Origin of the sequence: Photobacterium indicum, from assembly GCF_003026215.1 — a bacterium.
Taxonomy (GTDB): Bacteria; Pseudomonadota; Gammaproteobacteria; order Enterobacterales; family Vibrionaceae; genus Photobacterium; species Photobacterium indicum.
Map to the genome: position 1 here is coordinate 704,254 of NZ_PYOC01000001.1, position 16,154 is coordinate 720,407.

The 16,154-nt window shown below is 39.1% G+C and carries 16 protein-coding genes; 5 read left to right on the top strand and 11 right to left on the bottom strand.

What is annotated here, in order from left to right; all coding sequences use genetic code 11:
- Positions 1 to 10 precede the first annotated feature (10 nt).
- Positions 11 to 565 (bottom strand): NAD/FAD-utilizing enzyme, encoded by a 555-nt coding sequence (locus tag C9J47_RS03020; protein WP_107252185.1) that lies wholly within the window; start codon positions 563 to 565, stop codon positions 11 to 13.
- A 536-nt stretch (positions 566 to 1,101) separates the two neighbouring features.
- Between C9J47_RS03020 and C9J47_RS03025 the strand changes: the two genes are divergently transcribed.
- Entirely contained in the window at positions 1,102 to 1,746 is a 645-nt protein-coding gene (locus C9J47_RS03025; protein ID WP_107252186.1) for an HD-GYP domain-containing protein, read from the top strand.
- Between the two features lie 10 nt (positions 1,747 to 1,756).
- Here C9J47_RS03025 and C9J47_RS03030 read toward each other — a convergent pair whose 3' ends face one another.
- A complete protein-coding gene (locus C9J47_RS03030; RefSeq protein ID WP_107252187.1) occupies positions 1,757 to 2,860 on the bottom strand; it encodes a DNA alkylation repair protein in 1,104 nt (367 codons plus the stop codon).
- 93 nt (positions 2,861 to 2,953) lie between these two features.
- Positions 2,954 to 3,694 (bottom strand): leucine-rich repeat domain-containing protein, encoded by a 741-nt coding sequence (locus tag C9J47_RS03035; RefSeq protein ID WP_245903264.1) that lies wholly within the window; start codon positions 3,692 to 3,694, stop codon positions 2,954 to 2,956.
- 289 nt (positions 3,695 to 3,983) lie between these two features.
- Here C9J47_RS03035 and C9J47_RS03040 point away from each other — a divergent pair, with 289 nt between their 5' ends.
- From C9J47_RS03040 to trpS, 3 genes are all read left to right on the top strand, one after another.
- Positions 3,984 to 4,409 carry a hypothetical protein gene (locus C9J47_RS03040; protein ID WP_107252189.1) on the top strand — a complete coding sequence of 142 codons (426 nt, stop codon included), beginning with the start codon at positions 3,984 to 3,986 and terminating at the stop codon, positions 4,407 to 4,409.
- Between the two features lie 252 nt (positions 4,410 to 4,661).
- Positions 4,662 to 6,377 carry an NAD-dependent malic enzyme gene (locus C9J47_RS03045; RefSeq protein ID WP_107252190.1) on the top strand — a complete coding sequence of 572 codons (1,716 nt, stop codon included), beginning with the start codon at positions 4,662 to 4,664 and terminating at the stop codon, positions 6,375 to 6,377.
- A 333-nt stretch (positions 6,378 to 6,710) separates the two neighbouring features.
- Positions 6,711 to 7,730, top strand: coding sequence for a tryptophan--tRNA ligase (gene trpS, locus C9J47_RS03050; protein WP_211321679.1), 1,020 nt, complete (start codon positions 6,711 to 6,713; stop codon positions 7,728 to 7,730).
- A 95-nt stretch (positions 7,731 to 7,825) separates the two neighbouring features.
- Here the strand turns inward: trpS and C9J47_RS03055 are convergent, their stop codons facing one another.
- The 7 genes from C9J47_RS03055 to C9J47_RS03085 form a co-directional block, all read right to left on the bottom strand.
- Positions 7,826 to 8,551 (bottom strand): DUF2076 domain-containing protein, encoded by a 726-nt coding sequence (locus tag C9J47_RS03055; RefSeq protein ID WP_107252192.1) that lies wholly within the window; start codon positions 8,549 to 8,551, stop codon positions 7,826 to 7,828.
- A 271-nt stretch (positions 8,552 to 8,822) separates the two neighbouring features.
- The gene (locus C9J47_RS03060; RefSeq protein ID WP_006230431.1) at positions 8,823 to 9,392 is read right to left on the bottom strand and encodes a YceI family protein; all 570 of its coding nucleotides are present in this window, start codon (positions 9,390 to 9,392) and stop codon (positions 8,823 to 8,825) included.
- On the bottom strand, positions 9,389 to 9,931 hold the full coding sequence (locus tag C9J47_RS03065; RefSeq protein WP_107252193.1) for a cytochrome b: 543 nt from the start codon (positions 9,929 to 9,931) through the stop codon (positions 9,389 to 9,391). Before C9J47_RS03065 ends, C9J47_RS03060 begins: the two co-directional genes overlap by 4 nt.
- A 347-nt stretch (positions 9,932 to 10,278) precedes the next feature.
- A complete protein-coding gene (locus tag C9J47_RS03070; protein WP_107252194.1) occupies positions 10,279 to 10,983 on the bottom strand; it encodes an HAD family hydrolase in 705 nt (234 codons plus the stop codon).
- A 148-nt stretch (positions 10,984 to 11,131) separates the two neighbouring features.
- Positions 11,132 to 12,517 carry a class II fumarate hydratase gene (locus tag C9J47_RS03075; RefSeq protein WP_107252195.1) on the bottom strand — a complete coding sequence of 462 codons (1,386 nt, stop codon included), beginning with the start codon at positions 12,515 to 12,517 and terminating at the stop codon, positions 11,132 to 11,134.
- Between the two features lie 11 nt (positions 12,518 to 12,528).
- Positions 12,529 to 12,912 carry a hypothetical protein gene (locus C9J47_RS03080; protein ID WP_107252196.1) on the bottom strand — a complete coding sequence of 128 codons (384 nt, stop codon included), beginning with the start codon at positions 12,910 to 12,912 and terminating at the stop codon, positions 12,529 to 12,531.
- A 214-nt stretch (positions 12,913 to 13,126) separates the two neighbouring features.
- Positions 13,127 to 14,266: an amidohydrolase gene (locus tag C9J47_RS03085; protein ID WP_107252197.1), complete on the bottom strand. Its 1,140-nt coding sequence runs from the start codon at positions 14,264 to 14,266 to the stop codon at positions 13,127 to 13,129.
- A gap of 152 nt (positions 14,267 to 14,418) precedes the next feature.
- Between C9J47_RS03085 and C9J47_RS03090 the strand changes: the two genes are divergently transcribed.
- A complete protein-coding gene (locus C9J47_RS03090; protein ID WP_107252198.1) occupies positions 14,419 to 14,700 on the top strand; it encodes a PepSY domain-containing protein in 282 nt (93 codons plus the stop codon).
- Between the two features lie 25 nt (positions 14,701 to 14,725).
- On the opposite strand, the gene C9J47_RS03095 is transcribed toward C9J47_RS03090, so the two are convergent.
- Positions 14,726 to 16,150, bottom strand: a complete 1,425-nt coding sequence (locus C9J47_RS03095) for an alpha-amylase family protein (protein WP_107252199.1) — start codon at positions 16,148 to 16,150, stop codon at positions 14,726 to 14,728.
- Positions 16,151 to 16,154 lie beyond the last annotated feature (4 nt).

Here is a 16,154-nt window from a genome sequence, read left to right on the forward strand (position 1 = left end):
TCAAGCAAGATTACGGCATCTTATGCATCATGGTATGCCACTGGTTGTGGGCACTAATTAGCCATTTAGGGGGTGATTTTCCGATACCTGCGGGTTCTAAGTGATCATGTGCAATAATGATATTTGCTAACATGATTTCTTGTGAAGGCTCTATATCGACCATTAAAACATGCTTACCTGATTTTAATACGCGCTTAAACCGACGGAATTGATAATGCAATTCCTGAAAACCAAACAGACCGCCTTCCCAAGTAATAAAACCGAGTATCACGATGGCAAGCATAATAAAGGGTATCCAGCCTGTTGTTTCGGTTACGCCGGAGATATAAGCAGCCAAGATCACAAGAACAGCTGCGCATACACCAATGACCGCGCCAATTTCAGTTGAATGAATCACATCATTACGCATTACCGATCTTACTGGGTGAAGGTGGTGAGAAGAGACCTCTGCATCATTATCACTAAGTACATGAATTTGTGGTGTGCTAATACCACTTAATTCAAGTTCATATTCTACTAATTCAAGATCATCTAAATCGTCACTAATATAAAAGACCCTTTTCATATGGCCTCCGGTAGGGATTTATATCAATCTAAACAAGTACCTGACCATTAACCTACTTCGAATGGTATTATTACTAACAATAAATCACGTTAGTTCAGTACGTTAAGTCTATTTTTAGCTCATTAAATAGTGAAAATATCTATTATAGAGTATAGCCTTTCTTATCTATACAGCATGTACTTTAAGCCAAGTGAATGGATGCTTATGAAAGAACTACAAGTATTATTATGTGATTAATGCTAAACAAATTGACGTCTTTTTCCATTTAATGCCTATTTTATCGTACTTTTTAGTAGTGAAATCAAAGTTTTTATTAGCGTATATTTTAATATACTTACGCTCTCGTTATCTTAAAATCTAGGATTTTCGCTGAAACGAGTCTCTTGAGATAACGTGCGTATATAACCGCTTACTGTATGGAAGGCAAATTAGATGACTTGGTTATGCTAGGGAAATGTATTTAGAACATCTACTTAATGTAATGTTTGAAGTCTAAATAATCATTAATATAGTAAATATTGGTATTGTAGCTAAACATGAACAACGTAATTAATAGTGTCGGTTATTCAAATGAAATTTTTATCGATGGTGAATATCAATACCATGTTGAACAAACTAAATTGTTCACCCAGTTACTACTTGATGTATTAATGAATGATTATACGGAAATTAATACATCATTTATAGCAAGCATGAATACTGCCGCAATCATGCATGATCTGGGGAAAAGCTTTATTCCTGAATCGATTATTTTTAAAAAAGGCACTTTGACTGTGTCTGAGTATGACGTCGTAAAAACACATACAACACTTGGTTATGAGCATTTTTGCACATTAAGTATGAATGTAGATACACCTCTAAACCAGATTATAAAAGATGTGATTTTATATCATCATGAGCATTGGGATGGTACTGGTTACCCGCATCAAAAAGCAGGGCTAGATATTCCGCTTTCTGCGCGTATTATTGCACTTGCCGATGTGTTCGAAGCCTTGATCAGTGTACGTTCGTATAAAGAACCATTTTCTTTTGAAAAAGCGAAAAAGATCATATATGAAAGTAGTGGATATCACTTTGATCCGGCTATTGTCGCCGCTTTTCTTAAGCAAGAAACCAAGTTTGAACAACTGACAAAAACGCTACAAAGTCAGTCGCTATCTAGGCATCGACAAATTGCTTAAAGAGCAAAAACTAACTGACTAATTCAAAGTCTTTGATTTGGCTTTCTTGACCATTAATAATGATAGAAAGCTGATGAATACCAGTATGAAATTTCCGTGTTGTTATAAGTTTAAAGCTTTGCTTTCTATTAATCTTATATACTTTATTCGGTTCTATTTCACGTTCACTTATTTTAAAAACTTTACGAGAAAGGTCACCATTATTTTTTTTATAATACAGACCATATTCTAGCCTTAGCGTTTTACATGTTTTATTTTCGTTGGTGATCGAGAATGAAAATTCTAAGGCATCGCCGATTTTTACATTTGGCGTCAGGATATCAAAGTTTGATAACATGATATTTTTACTATCAAAACCAAATAATTGAAGTGTTTTCGATTCGCCTTGCTTCAGCAGTGTTCTACTTGCGTGTTTGATCAGTGCATCAGTTTCTTTTGTGTATCCCAGCCATTTTTGTGCCGTCTCTATAACAAAATTAGGGTTATCTTTTGATATATCATTTAAGTTATTCGCAACACTGCGTCTTACTACTTCACAACTGTCATTCTTCAAGGTGTCTAAAATAGGGAAGATAGGCATAGGGTTCTTCTTTAAGCTTGGTAAAGCCATTGCCCAGGGCAGCCGTGGTCTTGATCCCTCACTTGCTAAACGGCGAACCTTATTATTGGGGTGTTTTGACCACAGCACCATTTGAGTTAACATTTTTTCTTCATACTTCAATATGTAAGGTCTTACTGCAAATTCACAGCTGGTGAACTGTGTTATAAATTCAAAGGCCGAAATAGACTCTTCATACTTATCAATACCATACATAGAGATATACTCAGGAAAAAACATAAATTCAATGCTTTTTTCCTTGATGCCAGCAAGACGTAAATTATCAATCAGTTGCTTTATTGTTTCTGCGGCTTCGCCAAAATCATCAGACAGGAAGTGATGAAGCACTTTTGCAGTATGCGTCATTCTCTCCTTTAGTTCGTAATGAATAAAATAGTCATTGAAAATTAATTGAGTAAAGGTTTCTTTATTAAATGAAGGAATGGTTACGAGCATTATTTCCGACAGTTGGTTGTAGAACTCTTGTGAGTATATGTCTTTAAATAAATTGCTCATGATATCTGAAATCCATTTTCAATATTCGCGGTAATTATTGCATAGTATAATGGTATACATGACAGTTTATCCGTGATTTAACGAAAAATACGTTCAATAAAAGTACGGTTCTATGCGAATTTCACTTCGACGAGAAGGCGTTGATGTATCAATTATCGATGGGGTAATCGTAGGTGGAATGCCGATAATTTTAGTTGAAGGATCAACCCGTAAAACGCTCAGATTAGGATTATTACTGATGTTTAGCGTGTCGATTTGATTTTTTTCTGCTTGTAAATATTCCAGCTGAGTATTCTTTGATATGTCTAGTTCAGTGAGCGCATTGGCATACACAAGAAGATCAACCAGTACTGTATTGGCTGTGATATTTAAGTCGTGTAATTGGTTCCCTACAAGAATAAGCTCTTTTATTAGCGGTGAGTGTGTAAGGTCAATTTCACTGAGTTGATTGTTATAGGCATACAGAAACTCTAATAAAGGGTTGGCAGATACATCGAGATTTTTCAGATTGTTGTTAGGTAAATATAAAGTTTTAAGCAAGGTATTGTTGGTAACGTCTAACGTCGTCAGCTGATTATTTGACAAGTCTAATGATTCTATCGCAGGAAAAAAGCGTATTTCATTGGCAGATGTAATGTGGCTGTTCGAACATTCTAATTCATTGAATTTATTGAGTTGCTGTTCATCATATGAAAGCACACATTCCTTAAAGTGATCATCTTTGAAAGGAATATCGTTTACAACATTGTATTGCTTTGTGCTGCAACCAGAAAGTAACAGTGACACCAAAAAGAACAAAGACAGTAACGTACTTTGTATGCTGATTCTAGACAATACAGTGGTGCGTTGAGTTAACAAATTCGTGACTCGCTTGTGAATAGGTAAACTTAATTTTATACCTAAACCTTTTATTTACTAAAAATACTTACAAACAGAGAAGAATAGGCTGTCACAAGTACCTGATACTAATGTTCGTGAAGCAGCTTGATTTTTCATCAAATTCAATAAGTTCCATTCGTAATGTAAAATTCTTGTCAAAACTGCCTAGGTTTAGATGTGCTTGCTACATAGGAAGGTAAAAGCACGTTATGCTCAATATTGTCAGTAAAGGGAAGATGTTGTAATGAAAAAGAAAGCAATCATAGGCTTATTAACACTGTTCAGTACAGTGTGTAGTGCAACAGAGACATATGATGATAGAACGATGCAGATAACTGCGTATGCGACGCTGAATGGTACTGTTCATGATATGGCGTGCGAAGGGAATATTAATGATGCCGCTGTTTATCTTTACGGTACAGAAACGCCGGAATACGGCGATTTAGGATCAGATTATGCGCCTTATACTTTTACTGCAATAGATGTTGATACATCGATCAATGAAGGGACATTTGAAGTCAATTATTTACCGTTAGGTACATATGACCTGGTACTTGTGTGTAATGCGCATGAGGATGATTTCACGCGTGGGGGCGATATATTAATGCTTGATGAAAACGTGGTTAAAACTGTATTATTAACACCAACCTGCCGAACAATTTCTTTCTAATTTTGTTCATTTTTATTCGTTTATCTTTGTAATAAGAAAATTGCTACAGACTCTTTTACTTCACATTTTTAATGGAAAAAAGCGCGTAGAGTATTTTAATATATTCTGTAATGCACATGCTTCGGAATATATTTATACCCAAGCTACTTGAGGTAACTTGGGCATATCAGCCCTCTTATCAAAAAAACATGGCGTTTTGATGGATGACATTTGAGGACTGATATTCATTTGTTCATTAAGTGGAGGGATATCATGACCGTAGGAAAATACCTAAGGTGGAAAGATGAGCGTGGTAATGATTTCAGACCTGTAGCATTAACAGGCACAGAGTTACTAAACGATCGTAATTTAAATAAAAGTACAGCATTTAGCTACGAAGAGCGTGAAGCATTCGACTTGGTTGGCTTATTACCCCCTAAAGTACAAACGTTCGATGATCAGCTTAATCGGGTATATGACGGTTTCCGCAATGCCTCGACGGATATTGAAAAATACCTTTTTTTACGCGCCTTACAAGATCGAAATGAAACGTTATTCTACGCATTGTTATCACGCCATGTAGAAGAAATGACGCCGATTATTTATACCCCGACAGTAGGCAAGGCATGCCAGGAGTTTAGTCACCGCTACCAAAAAGCCCGTGGTTTATATATCACAGAAGACAGTGTTGATCAGATGGGAGACATGGCCCGTCATTTCACAGGAAAAGACATTAAAATAATCGTGGTCACAGATAGCCAAGGTATTCTTGGGTTAGGTGATCAGGGGGTTGGCGGCATGGGTATTCCTATTGGCAAGCTGTCACTATATACCTTGGGTGCGGGCATTCATCCGGCGCACTGTTTACCTATTGCGTTAGATGTCGGTACCGACAATCAAGATTTGCTCGATGATCCTATGTACTTGGGTATGCCCCGTAAACGTATGCGTGGTGAAGAATACAAAACGTTTATTCGTAAATTCGTGAAGCAAATACAGCAGCACTTTCCAAAAGCCGTTCTTCAATGGGAAGATTTTAGTAAATCAAATGCGTTTGATAATCTGAGCGATTATGAAGATGATTTACCTTCATTTAATGATGATATTCAAGGTACGGGTTCTGTTGTTCTTGCCGGTATTCTTGGTGCGGTCAAAATTAAAGAAGAAACACTCGCCGATCAAACTTACGTTGTTTATGGCGCAGGTGCTGGCGGTGTAGGAGTCGCTGACCAGATATATGCAGGCTTATTAAAAGAAGGTTGCTCGCATAGCACAGCAAGAGAAAAAATATTCGTACTTGATTCTCAAGGTTTAGTTTTTGATGATCGTGAAGGGTTAGATGAATATAAAAAGCGTTATGCGAAACCAAGAGAATTAGCCAATAATTGGCAGACGAAAGAGCTCGGTAAAGTTAGCCTTACTGAACTAATCAATAACCACCCTGTAACGGTTTTGCTGGGCACGAGTGGTATTGGTGGGGCATTTAAAGCTGAACATGTTCAAAAAATGATGGAATATACCAAGCGCCCAATGGTGTTCCCACTTTCTAACCCAACTGCAAACTGTGAAGCTTTACCGGAAGATGTTTACCAATGGAGTGATGGGCAAGCGATTGTGGCAACAGGGAGCCCATTTGGTGATGTGAATTATAATGGAAGAGAATACCGAATCGGGCAGGGTAATAATGTGTTTATTTTCCCTGGTGTTGGTTTAGCTTCCATTGTATCGGGCACGCCAAAAATTACATTAGATATGTTTACAATGGCATCTTACGCGCTAGCCGATTGTATATCGGATGATGATCTTGCGGCAGGATGCGTATTCCCTCGTATCAGTAAACTTAAAGAAGTATCGATGGTGGTTGCTACGCGTATTCTTGAAAATATGCAGACAACAGAACCGAATAGCCCACTTCGTGGCAAAAATATTCAACAAGAACTGGCAATACATATGTGGGAACCTACGTACTTACCTTATCGTAGAGTGTAGCTATATCAATCTAGAATGATATTGCACCCATAAAGATGTGCACTTTAGCTGAGCTCAAAATCCACTTTTCACGAATGCTAGAAATAGATAGAAAAGTGGATTTTTATTGGATACGCAGTTATTGCTGTTTTGTTTGAGCCTTCCCTTGTATAAAGGAAAAAGTCTTGATAGCTTATTAAGCATGAAAACAAATTCTCTCCGTACTTTCATTTCAAATTCTTGGTGGCGTTCTTTTTAGAGCGGCGCTGAATTCTTATGTTCAAAAGCCGCCGGAAGGTAGCTTAAGAACACACTCAAGTTATATTTCCGGCGCACTATTTCAGAGATATAACGATGCAAAAAAATACACATTTAAAGAAAGAAAAAATCCTCACTGGTGATAGAGCAACAGGGCCTTTACATTTAGGGCACTTAGTGGGTTCGCTACAGCAGCGTATACTACTGCAAGAGCAGTATGATCAAACTGTGCTGGTGGCAGACCTGCAAGGCCTAACAGATAACGGGCATAACCCGAAGAAAGTGTCTTCCAATATTTTAAATGTGGTTGCCGATTACTTAGCCGTCGGTATTAACCCTTCTAAAACAACCATTTGTTTGCAATCCGCTATTCCTGCGTTATCTGAACTTACTATGTATTATTCAAACCTAGTGTCTATCTCTCGACTAGAGCGAAACCCTACAGTTAAAAATGAAATTAAAAGTAAAGAGTTCGGACGCTCAATTCCAGCAGGTTTTCTTACTTACCCTATAAGCCAAGCGGCTGACATTACCGCTTTCAAAGCAACATTAATTCCGGTTGGTGAAGATCAATTACCGATGCTAGAGCAAACTAATGAAATAGTAAGAAGGCTTAACCACATAGCACAAAGAGAAGTGCTGGTGGAATGCAAAGCCTTACTGAGTAAAGTGTCACGCTTACCAAGTGCTGACGGCAAAAGTAAGATGTCTAAATCAATGGGTAATACCATCATGCTCGGTTCATCGGAAAAGGATATCTCTCGAGCCGTTAAATCCATGTATACCGATCCGAATCATTTATCTGTGAACGATTCTGGTCAGGTTGAAGGTAATGTTGTATTTACCTATCTAGATGCATTTCACCCTGATGCCGAGTATATACAATCACTAAAAGAACATTATCAACGAGGTGGTTTAGGCGATGGAACCACTAAGAAAATTTTGGAGGAGTGCTTACAAGAAATGCTAAGGCCAATACGTGAACGCAGAGATCATTATTTGTCTGATAAAACAGAATTAATTGCTATTTTGAAGCAAGGTACAGATAAAGCCCGCGACGAATCAGAAGCCGTATTAGATGATGTTAAAAGGGCGTTTGGGTTAAACTTTTTCTAAATAAGCGTAAAAAGCCGAAGTACTTACTGATTAGAAGTGCGAACTGACTAATCGTAATCTTCGGCTTTTAAAAATATAGAAGAATGCTTTATTACTTAAACATCGTCGCCAAAGTCACCGAAGTCATCACCACCGCCGAATGAATTATTGGCAAGCGAATCGTCACTAAACCCAGAGTCACCGAAGCCTGAATCGCCAAAACCAGCGTCACCAAATCCACTGGTTGTGTCGCTAAAGCCTGAATCACCGAAACCACCAGATGAATCTGAATAGTCAGAAGCAAAGCTGTTTGATGAATCGTCTAAGAAACCACCTGAACTCTCATCAGTAGATGCCAGTTCTTCTGTGCCTGCATCTGCTGTCGGGTCGGTAGTTGCATCTGTTGCAGTGTCTGCTGCTGTAGTATCTGCGGGCTGTTCATCATTATTGAACAACATATTACTGATCATGTTACCTGCAACCATACCGACAGCAACACTTGCAGCTGTTTGCATGAAGCTACCAAATGCACTTGGTTGATTCATTGGCTGTGGTGGTTGCGGAGCAGGACGGTTGCCTCCCATCATTTTGCTAAACGCACCGCGATTAGACTCTGATTTATGGTGCTCAACGCTTTTCTCTAGATAATCATTTTTTTGCTTCATTTCTTTTAATGCCATTTCTTGAACCAAAACAGCTTGGGTCAATTTGTAAACAGCATCTTGTTGTGAGCCTATTTCATTACCGATCAGTTGGTCTGCATCTGCGTCTTTTGCTTTCGAAGGGCTTTGTTTTAGCTTATTAGCAACGTTCTGAATCAGTTCTTTTTCTTGTGGAGTCATTACATTTACCTTCTTAATTACCTCTGGTATTTCGATGTTGAGCCCGAGGTAATATTATCGATCATTATTATGACTCACATCCTATCTTATGGTTCATATTTCTACTTACTGACTTATGTAACATTATGTTGCTGAGGACTAATTGGTGACCATCAAGGGCAAATAAGGAACAGTGGTTAAGGTCGATAAGATAAGAAGTATAAAAAATCCGACATGGCGTCGGATTTTGTGGGGGTTAAATAATCTTCATATATCTTTTTGTTAATGCGTTTTACTGGCGAACGCCTTCAACATGCAGCTCTAAATCGGCATAGCTTGACTCACCCATAACAGGTACGCCAAAGTCTTCAAGCTCTATGCGGGTTGTGCCTGCAAAGCCAGCACGGTAACCACCCCATGGGTCTTCACCTTCACCAATGAACTGTGCATCGATAGTGATTGGCTTCGTTTCACCGTGTAAGGTTAAATCGCCTGTAATTGCTAGCTCACCATTACCCTTGTCTGTCACTTTTGTGCTAGTAAAAGAGGCTGTCGCGTATTTTTTAACATCTAAAAAGTCACCGCTACGAACGTGCTTGTCGCGTTCTGCATGGTTAGTATCAAAACTGGTTGTATCAACATTGACTGATACTTTTGATGCCGCGATATCTTTAGGATCATAGCTAAAAGTACCGTCAAACGTATTAAAACGACCTTTAATATAGCTATAACCAAGGTGTTTAATCTTTATGTTAATTGATGCGTGTGCACCCTGAGTATCGATCACGTAGTCTGCTGCTGACGCAATACTTGGCATTGTCATTGCGGTAAATAAGCCTAAGGCTAATAGCTGTTTTTTCATTTTTCTTTAACTCCCAACATTTTGGTTAATGTATTGTCTTTATTAATAAAGTGATGCTTTAACGCTGCAATAGCGTGAATGACAACGAGTGCAATTAAGCTGAGGGAGAGGTAGTAATGTACTTCCCCTGCAATATCAGCTTGGTTTTCAAAGAGCTCTCCTAGTGCAGGTACAGAGAACCAATTAAATACGTCAATTGATCGACCGTCGGCGGTCGAAATTAGGTAACCCGATATAAACAAGCTAAACATAAGAAGGTATAGCGCACTGTGTGCAAGCTTGGCTGACGTAATTTCCCATCCCGCCCCTTTTATCTCTGGGTGCCCTTTAAATGAGCGCCATAACAATCTGAAAATAGTGGCAAAAGCGAGCAGTAAACCAACCGATTTATGCCAATGTGGAACGGGCTTGTACCATTGTGAGTAATAGTTCAAGTCAACCATCCATAACCCAGCGGCAAACAAGCCGATAACGGCAATTGCAGTGACCCAATGTAAAGTAATTGATACCCAATCATATTGGTTTGGATGATTTTTCATGTAAACGTGTCTTATTAACCTTCAATAACATTCATTCTAGTTTGTTATTGAAAAGTTATAACCGTTCTCAGCCGAACAAGTTATTCGATTTTTTTGAAGGAACTATCTAATCTATCGTAAGGAGTGCTGCTTATCTCTACCTGTTTGTTTCTAAACGATAAAAGCGATAGTTATTTGTTAAAAGAAATATGAATCAGATTTGAGTTTCGTCGGGAGTAAAGGGGTAAGGTATGGGGATATTGTGGATAGAAGCCCTTTTTGTTCAATAGCCTAGTAACTTTGGGGTAACGTAAAAGGGCTTGTTGCGTTGGTGTATAATCAGAACAGCGTGGTAATACCGATAAAGACTAGCGTAATATATTGTTATCGTGACGCCAATCCATGATGGTCCAATCATTTACTTGAGCATGTAGAGACAATGCTGGATCTGGGTTTACAGCAAATGGACGATCGACGGCATCAAGCATTGGTAGATCATTGATAGAATCGCTGTAACCGTAGCTGCCTTTGAATTCAATGTTTTGATTATCTAACCATGCTTTCATTCGTATCACCTTTCCTTGTTGATAACTTAATGTGCCTTTGGTATTGCCTGTAAAAATACCATTGATTGTTTCTAGTTCAATCGCGATGACATCTTCAACGTTGAGCATTGTGGCTATGGGCTTAACAAGGTGCTCACTTGTTGCCGAGATAATAAGCACATGATCACCGCGCTTTTTGTGCCACTCAATACGGGCTAGCGCATCAGGATAGAGTGCAGGTTTAATTTTCTCTTCCAAAAACTCTTCGACCAGTGCTGAAATTTTTGTAATATCGCACCCTTTGATTGGTTGAAGTGTGGCTTCCATATAGGTATTCATGTCTAACGTGCCTTCTGCATACGCCTGCATCAGGCGTTGCTCTTCTTCAAGAAGCGTTTGCGGTGCGAGACCTTTTTGAACAAGAAAGGCATTCCACAAGCTAGCAGAATCAGCGGCGATCAAGGTCTCGTCTAAATCGAAAATAGCCAAGTATGGTTTAATGGTCTTCTTGTGATTATCAAATAACAAACTGCGTATCCTTCACGAAATTAAATATATTCTGTCTTTTAGTTGCCGCTAGATTAAGTTGTTAATGTGACAGTTTCTTTTCAAATATGTGTAATTTTAGAGTCATGGATACTGGGTTCGAAACTGAGTTCGCATGTGCAGACCAATCTTAATGTGCAACGCCACCTTGTGTCAGTTTTTCTGGGTTCAGCAGTTTTTCTAATTCTTCGCGACTAATATTAGTTTCTTCTTCTGCTACCTCAATAATCGCTCTTTGTTCTTTGTAGGCTTTTTTTGCTATTTCTGCTGCTTTTAAATATCCAATTACAGGGTTAAGAGCGGTAACCAATATAGGGTTTTTAGCGAGTGCGACTTGCAGGTTTTCTTCCCTAACAATGAATGTACTAATGGCTTTGTCTGCAAGCAGGGTAGAGACATTCGCCATTAATTCGATACTTTGAATCAGATTATGTGCAATAACAGGCAACATAACGTTTAGCTGAAAATTACCAGATTGTCCACCGACGGTTATGGTCGCGTCATTACCGATGACTTGTGCTGCAACCATTGCAGCAGCTTCTGGAATAACCGGGTTAACTTTACCGGGCATAATTGAAGATCCGGGTTGAAGGGCTTCAAGTTCAATTTCACCTAATCCAGCTAGTGGGCCTGAATTCATCCAACGTAGATCATTCGATATTTTTAAAATTGCAACCGCTAAGGTTTTAAGTTGTCCAGATAGCGCAACAATTGCATCTTGGCTACTTAGGTTATAAAAGAAGTTATCGCTTGATGTAAAAGGAATTTCAGTTGAGATTGAAATATTATTTGCAAAGATTGCAGCAAAGTCTGGTTCAGCATTAATTCCGGTGCCTACCGCTGTTCCGCCTTGTGCAAGTGCGGAAGTATTATCTAGTGCATGTTGAATACCTAGTTGTGCACGTTCGAGTTGAACTTTCCATCCTTGCAACTCTTGACCAAGGGTTACAGGCATAGCATCCATTAGGTGAGTACGCCCTGTTTTTACAATATGACCAATTTCTGCTGTTTTTTTATCTAATGCCTGAGTTAAGTATTCTAATGCAGGGAATAATTGAAAATGGCAGGTAACTGCAGCGCTTACTTGAATGGCGGTGGGAATAACATCATTACTGCTCTGGCCCATATTTACGTGGTCGTTAGGGCTTACGTTTTGTTCTACTTTTTGTGATGCAAGTGTCGCGATAACTTCATTGGCATTCATATTAGAGCTAGTGCCTGAACCTGTTTGGAATACATCAATGGGAAATTGTTCAAAGTGTTCGCCATTAATAATTTCTTGGCAGCTATCAATGATGGCATGAGCAACCTTGTCATCAAGTAGCTTCAATTCAAGGTTACTTCGGGCTGCTGCCTGCTTTATGTATGCCAGTGCTTTAATAAATTCGTGGGGCATTTGAATCCCGCTGATCGGAAAATTATTAACGGCTCGTTGTGTTTGGGCTTGATAAAGTGCTTTTGCAGGAACGTGCACGTCACCCATGCTGTCTGTTTCAATTCGATAGTGTGAAGACATAATATTATTCCTTACAGACCTGAAGTTAGATGTGTTTGTTGTAAGTGCTGCTGTAGAGATAGAAGCTTCTGACGGCCAGTTTCTGAATTGCCGTAAAACTTTTTCAACGCTAAAAGTGGGCAATGGATATGATCTAAGCAAATGCGACGAAAAATACGGGAGTTATTCGGCTGATTGATTGCTTCTACTAGATGAAAAAAAACGCGTCGTAGAAACAGTTCTCGCAGAATCGGGTTAAAAGTGGGGGTATTAAGGCAGTATAGAGATGCTAAATTAAGGCCGGATTGAACAAAATCGATGATGACATCAGGCTCATAACCGGGCGTAATCCGACGGTTTAAAAACCGATCTTCTGCTTTAAAGTAATGATGATACAGGGTTGAAGTACAGTCCATAGGGATCCTATAAAGCAATCAATAAATCGTAGTGATAATTATTATCATTTAATGCATTGATGTTCAAGGAAGACATCCATTAAAGTTTATACCATAGACCCCAATTCGTTATGTATTTCCGCATACCGTACATACTCAATCTATTAAATAACTAGCGACCTAACTAGCGGTGTAGGTCGCTAGTTAGGATCGAATGATTTATACCCTGCCGCGTTTAGTTGTGTGATTGCGCGATGAGCTGAAGAAATAATCGAGATGATTGCTCGATCAGTGCATCGGGAAAATCATAGTCAGGGTTGTGCAATTCTGGGTGATCAGTACCGCTACCGATGCAAAATAAAGATCCTGGCCATTGTTGCAGAAATTCTCCCATATCTTCAGACCAACGCATTGGTTCTGTAGGTATAACAACATCATAGTTAAGCGACTGTGCCGCAGTAATAACGTTCTTAGTCGTTTCGGGGTTATTCATGGTTGCGTTAAAAGGCTCAATCCATTCAATTTGCATCTCAAGTTGATAAGAATCGGCTTGTTTTTGGGCAAAATCCAGCAAGTTTCGTTTCATGTAATTGAGAATGTAATTATCACTGCTACGAATAGTTGCCATTACTTCGGCGCGCCCTGGGGATGTACCAAATCCTTTATTGCCCACATTCACATGAACAAGCGTGACTAAACTAAATGCTTCTTTGAAGGCTTCTGGCATGTGATGCAGGTAGTCCATTAAACGTGCAACAGCAGGGGCAGGGCTATGACCGTTCTCTGGTTTTGCAGCGTGAGATGTTTTCCCTATCAGTGTGATCATTACACCAGTTGATGCGCAGGCAAACACACCGTCTTTCACCACCACAGTACCTAATGGATAACCCGGCAAATTATGATAAGCATAAACCGCATTGGGTTGAATGCCTTTCAGGCGTGGATCTTGCAGCATTTTTTTTGCACCGACGCCGATCTCTTCAGCGGGCTGGAATAGTAAAAAAACGGTGCCAGATTGAGGAGGCGTTTGACTCAGCTGATTAGCAACAGCTAAAAGGCTAGCAACGTGTCCATCGTGACCGCACGCATGCATACAACCGTGATTGCGTGAAACATGATCATGCTGTGATTTTTCAGTGATTGGTAATGCGTCAAAATCAGCGCGGAGCAGAGTTATTGGGCCTGGATTCCCACTTTTGATTTCAACAAGAATACCATAACCACCTATATTAGTTTTAGGCTCAAAACCAAATGTTAGTAGCTGGTCGGTAATTTCTGATGCTGTTTTATGCTCATGGAGCGAGAGCTCTGGGTAGCGATGAAGATGATGCCTAAAGCGTACAGGGTTGAAGTTGATATCATTATTAACGGTCATATCATTCTTTAATTGTCACAAGATGCCTCACTGTACTTGGCGATTAGAGATTATTATGTGATCGGTTTCACGGTGATACTTAATCTAAGCTGCCAGAACAATATATTGCTCTGGTATGATGTTAGATAATCTTGATAGGGTTAGGAAGTACTATGAAAATGTTAATAGCGAGTAAATCACTGTTGTTGACGATGGGTTTGATAGTTGCCATGCCTGTGTTGGCGGATCCTAATGGCTCTAGTGAATCACCAGCCCTTAGCGTGCCCAAAGTGATGAGATTATTGCAGGCTCAGGGTTATCATGATTTCCGTAAAATTAAGATTGAACATGATGAGAGTGAGATCGAAGTAGAAGCGCGAAATCAAGGTGGCCAACAGGTTGAACTTGAAGTCGATCTGTATACAGGAAGGATTCTTGATGTAGAGCGCGATTGATTATCGCGCTCTTCTCATTGAAAGGTTATGACACCAGCATTGCACATGACTGAGCCGGAAGTTGTAATATAGCCCCAGTTTCACTGCCGAGTGAAGGTGGTAATAATTGCACTCCCTCCATATTTATAATCTCGTTAATCTCAGCATGGTTTTGTTGACTGTATTTTATTGGTAGTTCATAACTGACGGCTTTTTTACCTTTGTTAATGGCGACTATCCCGTGCTCTCCACGAGAAAAAACCAATAAATCTTGAGTCTGTTCAATAATCGCCATTGGTTGGCAATGCATAGTGTTGTGAAAATGAATCATATTAGCCAGAATTGGATCATTCCAAGCGTCATACCAACGAGGTTTGCTACGACTATTTTTAATGCCACTAGTATCTAAATCGGTATAAACGAGTGGAACACCCCCATCTCTGCCTAAAATATAACAATAGGCTAATCGTTCATTTTCTTCTGACATTACCTGATTTAAAAAAACGTCGTTATTGGGAATATCATGAGTAATCGCAAATGTGATTGCACGTTGGTTTTCTAATGCCGAACCAAGAGAGTAAGGGTTGATTAGACTCGCCATAGAAGCATTTTCATTAAAAACATCAAGTACCGTGTGAAAAAGTGGAAAGTCGTAAGCGCCTAAAGTCGTTTTTTCAAGGTAAGGCTGAAGGAATAGTTCGTATTCTTCTTTGGTCGCACCACCATCAGTAATTATTTCGCCAAAAATATGCATGTCTTCAGTGATATCTTCATCACACAACTCTTGAATATGATTAAGTGTCATATGTTTGGCTGCATCTATTCGAAACCCCTTCACACCGATTTTTTTTAGTGCTTTTAGGTAAAGTTTTTGTTTTTTTACTACATTTTTGTTGTTTTTTAAGGTCGGTAAGCCCGGATCAGAGCCACCACTACTAATTCTACCGTGCTGAACTTGCCAAGGATCTTTCCAATCTTTTATTGGAAATGCCGATAAAAAATCATCTTTGGTAAATAACGGTTGAGATAAATCACCAAATAATTTGATTGAATCGAAATATTCTCTCTTGTCCTTATATTGGCTAATGATATTGCTATTAGGGTAATTTAAGTCATTCCTTTCATGTGACTCATTAGCCATATGATTGAACACAATATCTGCATAAATATCTATATCATGAAGATTTAATGTTTCTACCATCTTTCTGAAATCATTCGTGTTACCGAGTTGGTTGTCGATGACTCGATAATCTTGAGGTTGATAACGTTGCCACCATTGAGTGCCATCTTTTGAATGAAAAGATTTCAGTGGTGGAGAAACAAGAATAGCTTTATATCCATTGTCAGCAATGGCTTTGGCGTTTTCAGTCACTTTACTGTATGGCCAGTCGAAGGCGTGCAATATTACATTAGTTGCAACAGATGGTGCTGACAAAGTTGATGCATATTCAGTATTAAATAGAGAAGTCATAATT